The organism is Flammeovirga sp. SJP92, assembly GCF_001583495.1.
Taxonomy (GTDB): Bacteria; Bacteroidota; Bacteroidia; order Cytophagales; family Flammeovirgaceae; genus Flammeovirga.
Map to the genome: position 1 here is coordinate 1 of NZ_LQAQ01000089.1, position 16,706 is coordinate 16,706.

Sequence of the window (16,706 nt, forward strand, 5' to 3'; positions counted from 1 at the left end):
AGCCTTGACAAATCATAAAATGGGTTTTAATAAAAGGTTTGAAGCTGAATCTCTCAAAAAAAGATAATTATCTTTTCCACTTAGACAGTCCGAACTACTGGGGTAACTATATATATTCAAAATTGACCTTTATCTACTCTTATGTAGAAAGTTGTATTTGGGAGTTCAAATCATCAGGGAATTTTACGCATCTCTATCCGGTTGAGGTTGTCACCCTCCTAAAGGTGAGGTGTTCACTCGATAACTGTAACTAAAACGAGAAGCGAAAATCAAACGAATGTATTAGATGAAGGAATAGCAGAGGATAGATATAGTAATTCAAATGAAGTAGATAGAGGTTTATAACTTATGAAGTATTACAAATTAAGATTTGATGTAAACAAAAATGTTTTAAAAGAGGTGCCTGATTATACAGGACGGGAATCTGATATTAGAGATATAAGTGAATTTAATAGTTTAGATAACATTCCAAATTTTAAACCTTATCTAAGTAACTTCATCATTAAAGATAAATTCCAAAATGTGGATATACTTGACTTAGACTTAAATAGTGGTTTTATCATCAGTAGTAAATTTAAAAATATTCTTTTAAAACTTAATTTACCAGAACATCGTTTTTACGAAGCTGATGTTTTTACAACAAAAGGAGAAAAGGTAGGTTTTCATTATCTATTTTTGGTAAATAATTTTTTTAATTTATTAGACTCTGATAGAACTCAATTTTATGGAATGGATTGGTATGATAATAAACTAACGGATTCATTTTTAATTAAAAATGAGAAGGATATAGTTTCATTATATGAGAAATTTGAAGAAAATAATATTGATGTAGAAGTTATAAAGTCAGACTTATATTTGCTAAATCAGAAGGTTGACCTAATTAGATGTGATATTGAGTGTTGCTTTTTAATTTCTGAAAGACTAAAATATGAAATAGAGGAAAATGATTTAGAAAATATTGTTATTTCAGACAAATGTTATGCAGAAAATCTGAATTGGTGATATTCCTTCCCCCACTGTTCAGAGTGTTAATCGCCCGGTTGAGGTTGTCACCCTCCTAAAGGTGAGGTGTTCACCCTTATAAGGGAAGGGATTACGACATGTAAAGGGAAAAGAGGTGTACCTACTAAGGGTGAAGAGTGTCACATTATAAGGTGAGCACATCTAGTTTGTTTTATAAAGAATTTTCAAGATGCAATAACCATTAAAAAAAAGGTATAAAAACATTTTTTGAGCAAAGTTAAGAACTCAAAAAACTCTATTGTTATAAATCGTGATAAAGTCTAATGATGAGAAAAAAAATTATTTATTTATTCGTGTTATTTAATCTTTTAGGTTGTAGTTCAACTGTTGATATCTATATAAAAAGTAGATATGAAGATGATACGTGGGGAGGAATGAGATTAGATAAACAATTAAATAAAAAATCGACAAAAGAAAGCTATCTAAATTGTGCTTATGAATTTATTAGTTATGATACTCCCAATGTAAATTTTGACAGCGAAAAGGATTCTGTATTCGAAATATATTATACAGTTAAGAATGTAAATTTAAGTTCCATAATAGAACCGAGTGATGTAGAATATGTTGGACGTGATAGAATTATTATTATTTCTAAAAATGACACCTTGAGAATCAATAGTAAAGTAGGAGCTACTATGAATGGAAAAAACTTTAGATTATCTCATAAAGGAAAACAGTTTTTATTTAATTGTATGCCTAGAGAATTACAGTTTAACTGGAATTTGGAAGATAATTATGATGGTATTTACCCTGCTTTATTTAAGAAAGAATAAATACAATTTTAAATACACTATTCACCTGCTGTTCTGAGTATCAAGCCGTCAGGCGTTACTTAGAACTTGGCTATAGAATAAGTTTCCAACTTATAACTTCAAATAAAAAAGAAGATAGGTAAAACATAAAGTTCAATTTTTGATAACTACCTGAAGTGATGAGTAAAGGTACTCTCAATAAAGTGTTGATGGGAGGTTAAGAATGGAATTGAGGTAATATATTCAAAAAATAATATAAAAGATACTATGAGGGAGTGCGTTAATATAATGTTAGTTTTTATACTATTTTCCTGTGGTAAGAGAGAAAAGAGATATTGGGATGACTATTCCTTAAAAGGTAATATAATTCAAATTGAGGAGTTTATTAATTCTAATAAAACAATATATACTTACGATAATAAAGACATAGTTTCCCAAGATTTTTACTTAAATGGTAAATATCTAGAAGGTCTATCAATAGATAATAGATTATATCTAAATAAAGGAATTTATAGTCTTGGTTTAAAACAAGAAGATGGTTTTTTAGGAGCAATTGTTACGAAAGTAAATTCTGAAAATTTACCATTAGAAATTTTAAATTATAATAAAGGAAAAGAGGTGTCAAAATCATCTTTTACATATCATGATGGAAAAACAATTGTTGTACAGTCATATTCTGATAAAATTGATTTAGATACTAATATTTACCGATATGACAAACAAAATCATCTAGTGTTTGTAAAATTGAATAATATTGAGAAATATTATTCATCTTATATTTTTGATTCTATTGGTAACTGGATTAGTAGGAAAGAAGAAATAATAGAAAACAATTCGTTGCAATCATCTTCTACTATAACTAGAAAATTAAAATATAAATAGTAGTTTAATAATATTTCTGTTCTCTCCACTGTTCAGAGTGTTAAATAGCGTCAATTAGAACTTGTCTTTTTTCTATGGATCAGGTACTCAAGGTTAAAAATATAAGAGTTATTTTGAATTGGTTTTTATAATATTCAATGTGTTTTTTTATTATTCTTCAATTATAATATTTCAAGATTATTCACTCCATATTATTCTACAGATCCTGCATACTATGTATGAGCTAATCAACTAAAAAAGTTAATCAATGAAAAAAATTATAACCTCTTTGGCACTCTTGGGTGCAATGTCTTGTAGTTGGTCAAACCTCCATAATCAACAAGAAAATACATCAGAAAATGAAAAAAAGTCTAATGAGAAAAAGGTTTATAGTAATAAAACTCATTTCGATTCGCAGGAAAAAGATACAATTAATGTAAAGGATATAAATGGGATTTGGTACAAAAAAGAAGAGAAGGTGAGGTTTTTTAGATTTGATTCTACAAAAGTCCATTATTTTAATCATCCAGATCAAATTGTAAAATATGAATTAGCTAGCGATGGTATACTAATATTAATCTATAGTGATGATTTTTCAACAAAAAATAAAGTTTTGAAATTAAATTCTAATGAGCTTGTAATTGAAACAGAGATTGGAATAAAGAATTATTTTATCAGATAATATTGTGATGACGTATAGGCGGAAACTAATGGAAAGCTTAATTATTTATTCAATCTTTTTGATGTTTGCTTTTCAAAGCGATAAAAGTCTGGAAATAAAAACGCTATTCACCGATAAAGAGATGAACAAGGTTGATATCACCGAAAAAAATAGAAGTATTATTATTAAAGATTCAAAAGAGTCAAATCATCTAATAGAGTTAGAAATCATTAATAACAAGCTTGATAAAAATCAATTAAGAAGATTTCTAATGTCGTGTGATTCTGTAAATGTTACTTTAATAAATAGCAAAAAAAACATTTATATTGATAGTGTATCATCTGAAATGTTACTCTCTTTCTCAAAAGAGGATTTTTCATGGGAATTTTCGGTAAGCTTGCGTCCAATTATATATAATGAATATTATTATAAAAATAATATTAAGCAGGTCAATGAATTAGTTTTTGCTCACCCTAAGTATGTTGAGATTTCCGTATTTAAAGAAATACATTAATCTCAAATTCGGGGACAGAATACGGATAGATCTTCTGATCTTCTCGAAAAAAGAAATTTAGTTAAGCAGTAAAAAGTAAATTAAGAGTTCAGAAGAAAAACGAGACAGCGTTCAACTGACACTCCCAATTCCATACTTAGGATCATAGCTAAACTTCAAACAATGAGATGTTTTCTCTTTCTGTATTTCATGTGTAAGTTGTTATGTAAAATTTGAAATACAAAAATACAACATTGTATATTATGTGTTTTCATCGACTATTAATTAAACCCCTGCGCTTATCAATAATTTTTGGCTAGAGCAACAACATTTAACACTTTCGTCTAAGTTTTATTAAATATTAAAATATTATTATGGTTTACGGAATTTCGTTAGCACTATTGGGTGTACTTGCTGCACCATCATTGTTGTTGTCAAAAAAACCGAATGCAAAGGAGCTTTTAGATAAAATAACTCCTTTCCAAGGTTGGATCGGTTTAGCGTTTTGCTTTTGGGGTGTTTGGGGAATTATTCAATCAGTTTTGAATATTGGAATGATGACTTCGCATCTAGTTTGGTGGTTAAGCTGGATTGGCGGAAGTGTTTTGGAAGCATCTTTGGGTTTTCTTTTAGGTTATGGTATGATCAACAAATTATTGTTGTCAAAGACAGAAGAAGCTAGAGAAAAAGGTGCTCAACTACTGGCAAAATTGTCTCCACTACAAGGCCGATTAGGCTTATTGGCGATCATATTTGGGGTTTGGACTATAGTGGCCTCTATTTTATTTCATTAATCAGTTATAGTGCTGTAGCACAAGCTTATGATTAATCTTGCATCATAGTTTTTTGATTATGATGCTTTTTTATGCCCATTCTTCTCTTTCTTTTTGAAGTAAAAAGTGAGAGTGTTAAGCACTTTTGTTTTGTAAAACTATTTCTCTTTGGTATGAATATGGCGGGTATTGGCAAACAGAGTAAACTATGTCTATAAAAACTATGAGGTCGAAAATGCTAAACAGCTATGGATTAAGATAGATCATAGAACAGCCACATTTCAAATTTTAACTTACTTAATAACATAAGACCATGATTAATAAAGTAATACCAAAAGTTTCTGTAGGTGATTTTGTATTCGGAAAACACCGAGATATAATAATTGACACTTTTGGAAAACCAACAGGAAATGGAAGTGATGGCACTCAAGACTTCTATGATAATTTCGGTTTGACTCTCTATTATTCAGAATCAGGGAGACTGTCTCAAGTAATTTATGACAACCCTAATGACAATGATTTTTCTCTATTTGGAAAAAAACTAAACACTTCAAGCACTTTAAAACTATTTTCAACACTAATTGAGCATGAAAATGATTTTAAGAATTATGATCATATTGAAACTATGTTGATTTCTGAAAAACTAGGAATTGTACTGGTATTAGATATTGATGATGATGAAATTGAAGAAGGTGAGGTAGAGGATAATATTTTGAGCAATGATTATCAGGTGACGAGTATCGCTTTTTATGATGGCCATTGGTACTAAGAAAAAAGTAGCATAATTTAATTATGCGTCTATGAAAGTTTGAATACTTCCCTTACTGTTTTACGTCATTATCTAAGAACAGTGGGGGGTAAACCATTGTTTTGACATGCTTCTAAATTACTCAAAGTGGTTTCAAGCAAAAGAAGGGTGTGATCATGTGGATTCTTTGTTTGTATCAAAAGCTGACTTCAATAGTGCTACAATAAAATATTAAGTTTATAAGTGAAAGGGATAATACAACTAATGAAAGGAATATAATTTTTCATTCTTAATTCTTCCTTACACAATTCAATAATCCTTAATTCCCTTCAAATATTTTCCAGATTCTTCACCTCATTCCTAACCAAACCATTAACTTTGCCAAAATTTTAAAATTTAGAATGACAGCAGAATTTACTCCTGAGCAAGTGAAACTTCAAAAACGCTTGCATAGAAATGTTTGGAAAGCTATTGATGATTATAAATTGATAGAAGACGGTGATAAAGTGATGGTTTGCTTATCGGGTGGAAAAGATAGTTATACTATGTTAGATATCTTGATGCATATTCAAAGCACGAAGAAATACGACTTTGAAATTATTGCTGTGAACCTTGATCAAAAACAGCCTGGTTTTCCAGAACATATTTTACCTGAATATTTAGAGAAGGTAGGAGTGAATTATAAGATATTGAATAAGGATACTTATTCTATCGTAACTGAGAAGCTGGGAGAAGGGAAGACGATGTGTAGTTTATGTTCCCGATTAAGAAGAGGTACTTTATATACAGCAGCGGAAGAGTTGGGAGTGACCAAGATTGCATTAGGACATCATAGAGATGATATTGTTGAGACATTTTTGCTGAATATGTTTTTCAGCGGAAAGCTAGAAGCAATGCCGCCAATTTATAAAACCGACGATCAAAAGCATGTCGTAATTCGACCTTTGGCCTATTGTAAAGAATCTGATATTGAAGTGTTTTCTGAACTAAGAGAATACCCTATTATACCTTGTAACCTATGCGGTTCACAGCCAAAGTTGCAAAGAAAGATGGTGAAGAGTATGTTGAGAGAATGGGAAGAAAATTATCCAGATAGAACAGAGATTATTTTTAATTCCATCAAAAATGTTTCTCCATCACATCTTATGGATAAGGAATTGTATGATTATGAGCTTTTTAAAATGATTGAACCCCCAATAAAATCATAAAAAAGAAACAGGTTTGAAATATAACTTCGAAAATATGTTCTAATTAAAAGGTAGTCTGTTAAATTTGAAACGACTACCTTTTTTTGTACTTTAATAATAACAGCGAGTAGTCATTAATAGCAGTTGCAGCCTTAAAATTTGTAAGGATTAGGTAAAACATGCGACTAAAAGATTTAGACTGTTGACTTCAATTCATTCAATTAACGATATGCAAGAATTTTGGGAAATGCATAATTTTGATCTCTATTCAATCTTGTGCCCAACTAAATTAGATAACTATTTTAAAAAAAACGGAATGCTCTTTAAGAAAGGTGATGTCATCTATTTCCCCGAGGATGAAGAGCAGAAGTTATTTTTAGTGAGCAAAGGCAAAGTAAAGCTATGTAAATACAATTCAGATGGGGAAGAAGTGGTAAAGATGATCTTATCTAAAGGAGAAATTTTTGGTGAAAAGGTGCTTTTAGGTCAAGATAAAAGAGAAGAGTATGCCATAGCCGAAGGTAATGAAACAGCATTGTGTCTTTTGTCAATTGATAAAATGCAGCAACTGATGAGGAAAAATGAAAGATTTGGCCTCTTTATCTATAAGCTTATTGGGTTGAGAGTAAAGAAGATTGAGAGACGTTTGGAGATCTTGGTTTGCAAGGATGCGGAGTTACGATTATTGGAATTTGTGAAGGATTTATTCGAAGGTAATTTCAAAGATGAACAAACTGTTAAGCATCACTATTCCCAAAATGATATCGCTAAGCTTATAGGCACCTCAAGAGAAACAGTCTCAAAATCGATGAGTAAGTATAAAAAAATGAATATTCTGGATTATACACGCTCCACTATTACGCTTCTAGACAAAGAAAACTACGTTGCATTGTTAGAAGAAGAGAGCTGAATTTCTTAAAGAAGAATTAATAATATAGCGTAAAAAGTACAATTTTTTATTCGTATGAATTGTTGTTGTATTTATAACATCAATTCGTTTTTTTGTGAAAGAATAACCAATTAATGATAAATTTTCATAGAAAAGCCCCTTTTCTTGATGATTTAATAAAATATACTGTTATATTTGAAAGTGTTGTGAACGGAAAACTTTGATATTATTGTCGGAATTACTTGAATGTATCAATACTAGTAGTCTTGATATATTGCAATATTTATTCTACAGCTAACAAACCGACGATCAAAGACCAACAATTATCGAAAATCGGAAGACGCTTTATTATGGAACACAGATTAACCGCCTTTAAGGACAATTGTGGTTTTGGTATGCTTGCCAACTACAAAGGCAATCCTACGAGGCAAATGACTTTAGACGCTATTGAAGCCTTGTCACGTATGATTCACCGTGGTGCGATTGCAGCAGATGGAGTGAGTGGTGACGGTAGTGGATTCTTATTTTCAATGCCTGACCGCTTCATGCGTAAAGAGGCAGAATTAAATGGAATTGATCTGCCACAACGTTATGCAGTGGCAATGATGTTCTTAACAGACCCTGAAAAACAGAAGGAATTATTTTCAGAATACTGTGAGAGAAATGATTTAAAAGTACTATTCTTCAGAAAAGTACCTTTAAATACAGAGGTATTAGGAAAGCAAGCATTTGAACTATTACCGGAGATTGTACAAGCATTTGTAGTACCAAATGCATTGATGTCTACAAAAAGATTCTCAGCGCTTTTATATCTAACAAGAAAAGAAGTAGAACACGCTTTAAAAGATGATGAAGGATTTTATATCCCATCTTTCTCAGAAAAGGTGATTTCTTACAAAGGTTTGGTAATGCCTACACACATCAAAGAATTATTCATTGACTTGAGTCAAGATGAATTTGAAGTGTCGTTTGCTGTATTCCACCAACGTTTCTCTACAAACACTTTACCTCAATGGAGATTGGCTCAGCCATTTAGATGTCTTGCACACAACGGTGAGATCAACTCAATCCAAGCTAACCGCTTTAACTTCTCTATTAAAGAAGAAGTATTAAAGTCTGAGGTATTTACAGAAGAAGAATTAGATAGAATTTTCCCAATCCTTGTACCAGGTGGTTCAGATAGTGCATCTTTAGATAATGCATTTGAATTCCTTGTTACTTCTGGAATGGACTTTTTCCAAGCGGCTCGTTCATTAGTGCCTGCACCTTGGCAAAACGTTCCAAACTTAGATGCTAAATTAAGATCATTCTACGAGTATGCGGCAAGCAACTTTGAAGCATGGGATGGTCCAGCGGCCTTAAACCTTTGTGATGGTCGTCACTTAGCATGTATTTTGGATAGAAATGGTCTTAGACCAGCAAAATATATTGTGACCAATGACGATAGAATTGTTATCAGTTCTGAGTATGGTGTAATCGATTTAGAGGAGCCTAACATTAAAGAACAAGGTAAACTTCAGTCAGGTCAAATGATCGGTATTGACTTACGTTATGGTACGATCTTAAAGCATGACGAAATCAATACTTACTTGAAAGAAGCTCGCCCTTGGGGTAAGTGGATTCACGAAAACAGTGCTTATCTAATGGAGCACGTTGACAAGAACTTCTTGTCAATGGAAGACTACAGATATGATGACATTGTAGACAAGCAAAGATACCACAACTATACAAATGAGGTATTAGAGCAAGTGATTCGTCCAATGATTGAAACTGGTAAAGAAGATACTGGTTCAATGGGTGATGATACGCCATTAGCTTGTTTCAGTAAAGTACAAAGAAACTTCACGGATTACTTCCGTCAAAAATTCGCCCAAGTAACGAACCCGCCTATTGACCCACTTCGTGAGAAGATGGTAATGTCAACTTCAGTTACTTTCGGTAGAAATAATAATGTATTGATTGATGGACCGATGAACGCTCATCGTTTGAAGTCAATGTCTCCAATCTTAAGTTACGAACACTTCGATGTATTAAGAAGATTCGGTACTGAGGGAGATTCATTGTATGACTTTCAATACAACTCAAAATCATTCAGCACAGCATTCACTTCTGACTTACAAGCTTCATTGCACCGTTTAGGTGAGGAAATTGAAGTAGCGGTTAGAGATGAGGATGTGGCAATCGTAATGTTAGACGACCGTTCTTTATCTAAAGAACAATTCTTAATCCCAATGCCAATGGCAGTAGGTTATGTAAGTAATTATTTAGCCAAAAAAGGATTAAGATCTAAAGTGTCTATCGTAGCAATTACAGGTGAAGCACACGATTCACACTCTTGTGCAGTATTACTTGCAATGGGTGCTACAGGTATTTATCCTTACTTATTATTTGGTACTGCTCTTCAAATTGCAGAAAACATTGGTGCTAACTCTTACATGTCACGTAAGAAAGCATTGATCAAAGTGCAAAAAGCCTTAAACGCTGGTTTATTGAAGATCATGTCTAAGATGGGTATTGCAACTATTGAGTCTTACCAAAACTCATCGTTATTCGATTCAATTGGTTTAAGTAACGCAATCGTTGAGCAATGTTTCGTTAGATCTGAAGCGTTGATCCCAGGTTTAGATTTCGCAGATATCGAAGAAAGAATCAAGTCTTACCATAAGGCAGCTTACAAAACAAGATATATCAAGAAGATGTATCCGTTGGAAGTGGGTTCATTCTACAAGTATGCTGAAAACGGTGAATACCATGATTTTGCTCCAACAGTAGCAAAATCAATCCGTAAGTTTGCTGTAACTGGTAGAGAAGAGGATTACAACGATCTTAAGAATCAAATCAACAATAGAGGTTTACGTATGATTCGTGACTTCTTCGAATTCAAATCAGATCGTCAACCAATAGATATCTCTGAAGTAGAGCCAATCGAGGCAATTACTAAGAGATTTACTTCTGCTGCGATGTCATTAGGTTCAATTTCACCTGAGGCACACGAAGCATTAGCACAAGCAATGAACCAAATCGGTGGTCAATCTAACTCTGGTGAGGGTGGTGAAGATCCAGCTCGTTTTGGTACAATCAAAAACTCTAAGATCAAGCAAGTCGCTTCTGGTCGTTTTGGTGTAACTCCACACTACTTAAGAAATGCTGAAGAAATTCAGATTAAAGTAGCACAAGGAGCGAAGCCAGGTGAGGGTGGACAGTTGCCAGGTTCTAAAGTTACTCCATTGATTGCATCTTTAAGATGTACAATTCCAGGTGTAACATTGATCTCGCCTCCTCCACACCACGATATCTACTCAATTGAGGATTTAGCACAGCTAATCTTCGACTTGAAGCAAGTGAACCCTAAAGCACGTATTTGTGTGAAATTGGTATCCACTGCTGGTGTAGGTACGATTGCAGTAGGTGTTGCTAAAGCATATGCAGATAAGATCATTATCTCAGGTGCTGATGGTGGTACTGGTGCTGCTCAGCTAGGTTCAATCAAATTCGCAGGTAACCCTTGGGAACTTGGTTTAGCGGAAGCGCACAATGCATTGAAAGTAAACGGTCTTCGTGACTTCGTTGAAGTACAAACTGATGGTGGTTTGAAAACAGGTCTTGACCTTGTAAAAGGTGCAATGATCGGTGCAGAAAGCTTTGCATTTGGTACTTCATTATTGACAACTATCGGTTGTAAAATCTTAAGAGTTTGTCACTTGAACAAATGTTCTGTGGGTATCGCCACTCAATCTGAGCAATTGAGAGCTTACTACATGGGTACTGTGAAAGGTGTGGTTTCATACCTACAAGCAATGGCTCAGGAAGTAAGAGAGATCTTAGCAGAATTAGGATATAAATCAATGGATGAAATCATCGGTCAAACACACTTATTAAAAGTAGTTGAGGATGAGTTCGCTCAGAAGTTCGACTTCAAAGATGTTCTTTACTATGCAGAAGGTAAAAACATCAGAGAGAAGGCTTCTAACGATCCATTTGATCCAAACGAATTCGAACAAGACATCTTAGAGGAATTAATGCCAGTCATTAAAGGACCTCATTATAGAACAGTCTTGAACAAGGAGATTGTGAACACTAACCGTAGTTTCGGTGCTAGAATTTCTGGTCAGATTGCGGAATTCCATGGTAAGAAAGGTTTACCAAAAGAATTGATCACAATCAACTTAAAAGGTACTGCAGGACAATCATTTGGTTGTTTATTGAGTCATGGTATGTTGCTTTCATTAAGAGGTACAGGTAATGACTATGTAGGTAAAGGTATGAGTGGAGGACAAATCATCATCACTCCAAGAGATGGTGAGTCTGAAGGCCGCTCATTAGCAGGTAACACTTGTTTATATGGTGCAACAGGTGGTAAGTTGTTCGTAAGAGGTAAAGTTGGTGAAAGATTCGCCGTAAGAAACTCTGGAGCCCTTGCTGTTGTTGAAGGTACAGGTGATCACCCATGTGAATACATGACAGGTGGTACTGTAGTGATCCTTGGTGAAACAGGTAACAACTTCGGTGCAGGTATGACAGGTGGTGTAGCGTTTGTTTATGACAAGACGAACCGCTTTATCGACAAAATGAACCAAGAGTTGATCAAGGCTACTCGTATTGATACGGATGAGGGAGACGAAGGACGTTTCTACTTACAACGTATCTTACGTAGCTACTTGTTCCGTACAGGTTCTACGAAAGCAAAACATATCCTAGATCACTTCCGTGAAGAGGTTCGTTACTTCTACATGGTGACTTCAAAAGATATGAAATCTCCATTAAACCCAATGGAGGGCAACTAAGAGCCAGGTGAAATGTAGTCGGACGTTTTATGTTTCTATTTTGACTTTTCGATCAATTTTTGATTGCATTAAAATAAAAACAATTACCAAGAATCATCCGTTTACTTTTTGCCTAGTACTTAAATGATTTGGTGGTCTGAAAAGGCCACCACATTCTGATACCTTTTAAAAGAAAACGATATGTACGAATTCACTAAAATAGAAAGAATTACACCTACACTTCGTCCTGCAGATGAAAGAGTAGGGAACTTTAATGAAATCAGTGAGGTGTACTCTACATCTGAAACTGCTTCACAAGCAAGTAGATGTGTACAATGTGGTAACCCATATTGTTCATCAGTAGGTTGCCCTCTAAGTAACTATATTCCTCAATGGCTTCGTTTTATTGCTGAGAAAGACTTAGAACAAGCTTTCAAAATTTCAAACGAGAGCTCACCATTCCCAGAGATCTTAGGACGTATTTGTCCTCAAGACCGTTTGTGTGAAGGTGCTTGTACTTTGAATGACGGTAATGAAGAAGAAACAATTGGAGCAATTACAATTGGTTCTATTGAGGTAGCAATCTCTGAGAAAGGATTCAAAAAAGGATTCAAGCCAGAGTTTGCTGAGAAAATGACAGGTAAGAAAGTAGCTATCGTAGGATCAGGTCCTGCAGGTCTTTCTTGTGCAACATTCTTGTTAAGAGCAGGAGTGAAGCCAGTTGTTTTTGATAAAGCAGATAGAGCAGGTGGTTTATTGACCTATGGTATCCCAGGTTTCAAACTAGAGAAAGCAGCAGTTGAGCGTAGAGTTGAATTGTTACAAGAAGCTGGTATGGAATTGAAATTGGGTGTAGACATCGGAAATGATGTAACATTAGAGCAATTAAACCAAGACTACGATGCGGTATTCTTAGGAATCGGAGCAATGGCAGGTCGTCAATTAGACGATGAGGCTTACAACTCTGACAACATTTATATGGCAGTACCTTTCTTGACTAACATCCAAAAGAAAATCGATGAACAACAATTCGATAAGAAATACGATGTAACTGGAAAGCGTGTAGTAGTAATCGGTGGTGGTGATACAGCAATGGACTGTGTACGTTCATCAATCCGTGAAAAAGCTGCAAAGGTAACATGTTTCTATCGTCGTGACGAAGAAAACATGCCAGGTAGCCGTAAAGAAGTAAGAGCCGCAAAAGACGAAGGTGTAGAATTCAATTTCTTAAAATCACCTAAGAATTTTGTAGCTGATGATAAAGGAAATGTTTACGGAGCGAAATTCGTAGACATGGAGCTTTCTGAGCCAGATGCATCGGGCCGTCAAGCTGTGACTGAAGTTGCAGGTTCAGAAGCAATTGTTGAAGCTGACGTGTTTATTTTAGCATTAGGTTTCAGCAATGAAAAACTAGGATGGATCACTGACGCAGGTGTGAAGACGAACCAATGGGGTGCGATCGAAACAGATGCGAAAGGCGAAACATCTTTGCCAGGTGTATTTGCAGGTGGAGACTCTGTTCGTGGTGCTGACCTTGTGGTTACTGCAGCATTGGACGGTAGAGAGGCTGCCATGTCAATCTTAGAATCGATTTTCGAGAAAGAGCCGGCTACAGTATAGTTCCTATACAAGTTGGTTCTATATACTCCCACTGAGAAAAGCGTCTCTCAGTGGGTTTTTTTATGCTTGAAAACGATTGATGATAGTAGTTTTGGAATAACGTTGTAGCCTGCTACGACGTATATACAAGCTAACTTTTATCAATTAGGGCAAGTTTTCCCTGAAAGAGATTTATCAAACTTGCTCTTAATAAAGAGTAGATACTATGAGAGGGTAACCACCAATTCTATTTGACCTGCGATTAATATTTATTACTTTTAATCTCAAATTGCAGTTCTTAGCAAACGATTACAATAAAAACTAATTATAAACGAAGCAAACCATGAAAATTAAATTATTATCATTCTCTCTATTATTTTTCTGTTCAGCAGCAGTCTTTGGTCAATCTAAGTCCTATACGTATTATCCTGAGAATACGAATACATCCCTGAGTGAACAGCATTCGAAAATCAGAGCTTTGGAAGATCAAATTTTCAATCTTGAAATGAAAAAGAAAAGATCTCAGCAAAAACTTAGATCAAATAGAACAGTGAAGACCATTGGTATCTCAATGGATGCTGTATCATTATTTATTCTGTGGCCTTTAGCTATTCCAGGTACGATAATGTGGATTGCGTCTCCGACAAAAAAACATCTAAGAGCAATAGAGGGGTATGAATACAGCCTTCATAAAAAACATCAGGAATTAAGAGATTTAAAATCAATAAAGTCTTTGTAATCCTTCCTACCATACCGAGAAAGCAAAATACCCCGAGAAAGTCACACTATATTCTCGGGGTTTGTTTTTGTTGGAATTACTAAGCTATAATTGGTACAGTTTGCTGAAATGTTATTTAGTTATTGACGACACTGTATTATGTGTCACACATCATTTTATAAAGACTTATTGTGCTCTCCAACGGTTCATAAATAAACCACTTTTAGCCGTTTCTAATACATCAAAGTAAATGTTCTTCTGCTCCTTCTTTACTTCTTTTTTTGAAGGGAGTTGGTCGATCACTTTAGAGTATATTGTATTGTACTCTTGTTGATTTGGTAAGTAATCAAAGATGTTTCTTAGTGCATGCCATTGATCAAAATAATCATTGCCCAAGGCATATTCTTGTAAGGTTGAGAAAGAATAATGCTTGGACACATTCATACATAAAATTGTCGCTAGTTCTATTTGCACATAACTTTCTTTTTCATTCTTCAATGCATTATTGATGAGTTCAAAATGCTGTGACTGAAGAGAAGTTTGGCTCTTCAACCCAAACGCTGCCCAGTATCTTACCAAACCATGTTTAGATTTCAATCCTTTCAATTGTTTTTCTATCGCTTTTGCTCCTTCGCCTGCAAGGTTAATCTGAACCATCATTTCTTTTAAAGGATAAATAGTTTCATCAGACTTAAATTCATAAGGTGTCAGTTGATGTTGTTTTGACATGGCCATCATTTCACCGTAGGGAATAAATTGAAGGTCTCTAGTCTTTAGAATTTCATTTTGACAAATCTTTCTAAACTTCTTCAGTTCCTTTGTATAGGCAGGGTCGTTGGCTAGGTTTCTTAATTCCCAAGGATCGTTTTTCAAATCAAATAACATTTCTTGATCTCTTTTCTTTGTGAAAATATTCTTTTGATCTTCATTGAGACGATTGTTTTTCAAGTCATCACGCATTGTATCATAAATCTTAGCAACACCAGTATAATGCTTAAATTGTAACTCAGGTAAAGCAGTATTGTATACTCTTGAATACATAAACCTGCCATCCGATACTTCTCTTGTAATATCTCTTGCATCATCCGCACCATCTTTATGACCGTAGAAATAAGTTTTAGTGTATTTCTTAGAAAGTAGATCGACACCCTCTAAATACGATGGGCGAGGGGTATTGGCTAACGTTAGAATAGTCGTAGCGAGGTCTTCAAAACTGCCTACTCTGTCGGTTTGCACACCCATAGGAAGACCACTCATATGTTGATATTTTTCTGGAACATACACATACATGGGAACTCTGTGTCCTAAGTTGATGCCGTTACCTTTTCCTCTTGGCATCGCTTCACCATGATCCGCAAAAATGAAAATGATGGTTTCATCCTCTAATTGATCCTCTTTTAGTTGATCAAGAATTTGCCCAATACGGTAGTCAGTATAATTAATGCAATTGTAGATGCGTGCCATATGATGCCTCATTTCAGGACTGTCTCTGTAAAAAGGAGGGAGGAGTAAGGTTTTCTCGTCAGTTCTTAAATGCTTTGGAAGCTTTTTGAAAATCTCTTTTTTATATTTTTCTTCTTTCCATACAAAAGTTCTAGAAGCATGCGATTCATTCAAATTGAAAACAGAGAAGAAGGGCTGATTTTCTTTTCGGTTTCTCCAATGGGCCTTGTTGCTAGACTCTGTCCAGCACTCTTTAATAAACAATTTTTGATCTCGGATATTATAATCCGTTTTTACATTATTCGAAGTGTGATAACCTTTTTCTTTTAGGTAATAAGGAAAGCCTTTTATGGTAGAAGGAACAGGAATGTTACTTCGATGGTTTCCGGTGCCAATAGAAGAGGCGTGAAGTCCTGTAATTATGGCTGATCTTGAAGGAGAACATATAGTTGCCGTAGAAAACATGGCATTGAATCGAACGCCTTCCTTTTCAAACTTATCCATATTCGGAGTGTGAGAAGAAGGGTTGTCGTAAATCAGATGAGGAGATGTGTCTTCAAAAGTAATCCACAAAATATTAGGTTGATCTGTATTTTGGGCTATTGCTTCCCAACTGATCATGAATACTATTAATGTAATAAGGTGTTTCATTTCAAGCTTATTTGTTTTCTTCAAATTTGCCTTTTTTGTTGGATAACAGAGGTCTATTAACTCATTTGATTTCTCATTGTATTAATAATTCTCCCCTTGAAAATGAATAATTCCCCCTTTATTCGGTACTGAAAACGGTAAATTT

General features: G+C 34.4%; 13 protein-coding genes. 12 read left to right on the top strand and 1 reads right to left on the bottom strand.

The features are described from left to right. Window positions 1-348: 348 nt before the first annotated feature. The 12 genes from AVL50_RS18600 to AVL50_RS18655 all read left to right on the top strand — a co-directional run bounded on the left by AVL50_RS18600 (window position 349) and on the right by AVL50_RS18655 (window position 14,488). Entirely contained in the window at window positions 349-1,002 is a 654-nt protein-coding gene (locus AVL50_RS18600; RefSeq protein ID WP_062617990.1) for a hypothetical protein, read from the top strand. 284 nt (window positions 1,003-1,286) lie between these two features. After that, window positions 1,287-1,796, top strand: a complete 510-nt coding sequence (locus AVL50_RS18605; protein WP_157491436.1) for a hypothetical protein — start codon at window positions 1,287-1,289, stop codon at window positions 1,794-1,796. 267 nt (window positions 1,797-2,063) lie between these two features. Then, a complete protein-coding gene (locus tag AVL50_RS18610; RefSeq protein WP_062617992.1) occupies window positions 2,064-2,657 on the top strand; it encodes a hypothetical protein in 594 nt (197 codons plus the stop codon). A 247-nt stretch (window positions 2,658-2,904) separates the two neighbouring features. After that, window positions 2,905-3,318: a hypothetical protein gene (locus tag AVL50_RS18615; protein WP_062617993.1), complete on the top strand. Its 414-nt coding sequence runs from the start codon at window positions 2,905-2,907 to the stop codon at window positions 3,316-3,318. Window positions 3,319-3,346: 28 nt separating this feature from the next. Further along, window positions 3,347-3,811 (top strand): hypothetical protein, encoded by a 465-nt coding sequence (locus AVL50_RS18620; RefSeq protein ID WP_157491437.1) that lies wholly within the window; start codon window positions 3,347-3,349, stop codon window positions 3,809-3,811. 353 nt (window positions 3,812-4,164) lie between these two features. Further along, window positions 4,165-4,584 carry a hypothetical protein gene (locus AVL50_RS18625; RefSeq protein ID WP_062617995.1) on the top strand — a complete coding sequence of 140 codons (420 nt, stop codon included), beginning with the start codon at window positions 4,165-4,167 and terminating at the stop codon, window positions 4,582-4,584. Between the two features lie 292 nt (window positions 4,585-4,876). After that, window positions 4,877-5,332, top strand: a complete 456-nt coding sequence (locus AVL50_RS18630) for a hypothetical protein (protein WP_062617996.1) — start codon at window positions 4,877-4,879, stop codon at window positions 5,330-5,332. A gap of 380 nt (window positions 5,333-5,712) precedes the next feature. Next, a complete protein-coding gene (ttcA, locus tag AVL50_RS18635; RefSeq protein WP_062617997.1) occupies window positions 5,713-6,519 on the top strand; it encodes a tRNA 2-thiocytidine(32) synthetase TtcA in 807 nt (268 codons plus the stop codon). Window positions 6,520-6,814: 295 nt separating this feature from the next. Beyond that, on the top strand, window positions 6,815-7,408 hold the full coding sequence (locus AVL50_RS18640; RefSeq protein WP_216639070.1) for a Crp/Fnr family transcriptional regulator: 594 nt from the start codon (window positions 6,815-6,817) through the stop codon (window positions 7,406-7,408). Window positions 7,409-7,737: 329 nt separating this feature from the next. Further along, window positions 7,738-12,171, top strand: coding sequence for a glutamate synthase large subunit (gene gltB / locus AVL50_RS18645; RefSeq protein ID WP_062617999.1), 4,434 nt, complete (start codon window positions 7,738-7,740; stop codon window positions 12,169-12,171). A gap of 180 nt (window positions 12,172-12,351) precedes the next feature. After that, a complete protein-coding gene (locus AVL50_RS18650; protein ID WP_062618000.1) occupies window positions 12,352-13,770 on the top strand; it encodes a glutamate synthase subunit beta in 1,419 nt (472 codons plus the stop codon). A 322-nt stretch (window positions 13,771-14,092) separates the two neighbouring features. Continuing rightward, on the top strand, window positions 14,093-14,488 hold the full coding sequence (locus AVL50_RS18655) for a hypothetical protein (RefSeq protein WP_062618001.1): 396 nt from the start codon (window positions 14,093-14,095) through the stop codon (window positions 14,486-14,488). A 165-nt stretch (window positions 14,489-14,653) separates the two neighbouring features. Here AVL50_RS18655 and AVL50_RS18660 read toward each other — a convergent pair whose 3' ends face one another. Next, entirely contained in the window at window positions 14,654-16,561 is a 1,908-nt protein-coding gene (locus tag AVL50_RS18660; protein WP_157491438.1) for a sulfatase, read from the bottom strand. Window positions 16,562-16,706: the final 145 nt, after the last annotated feature.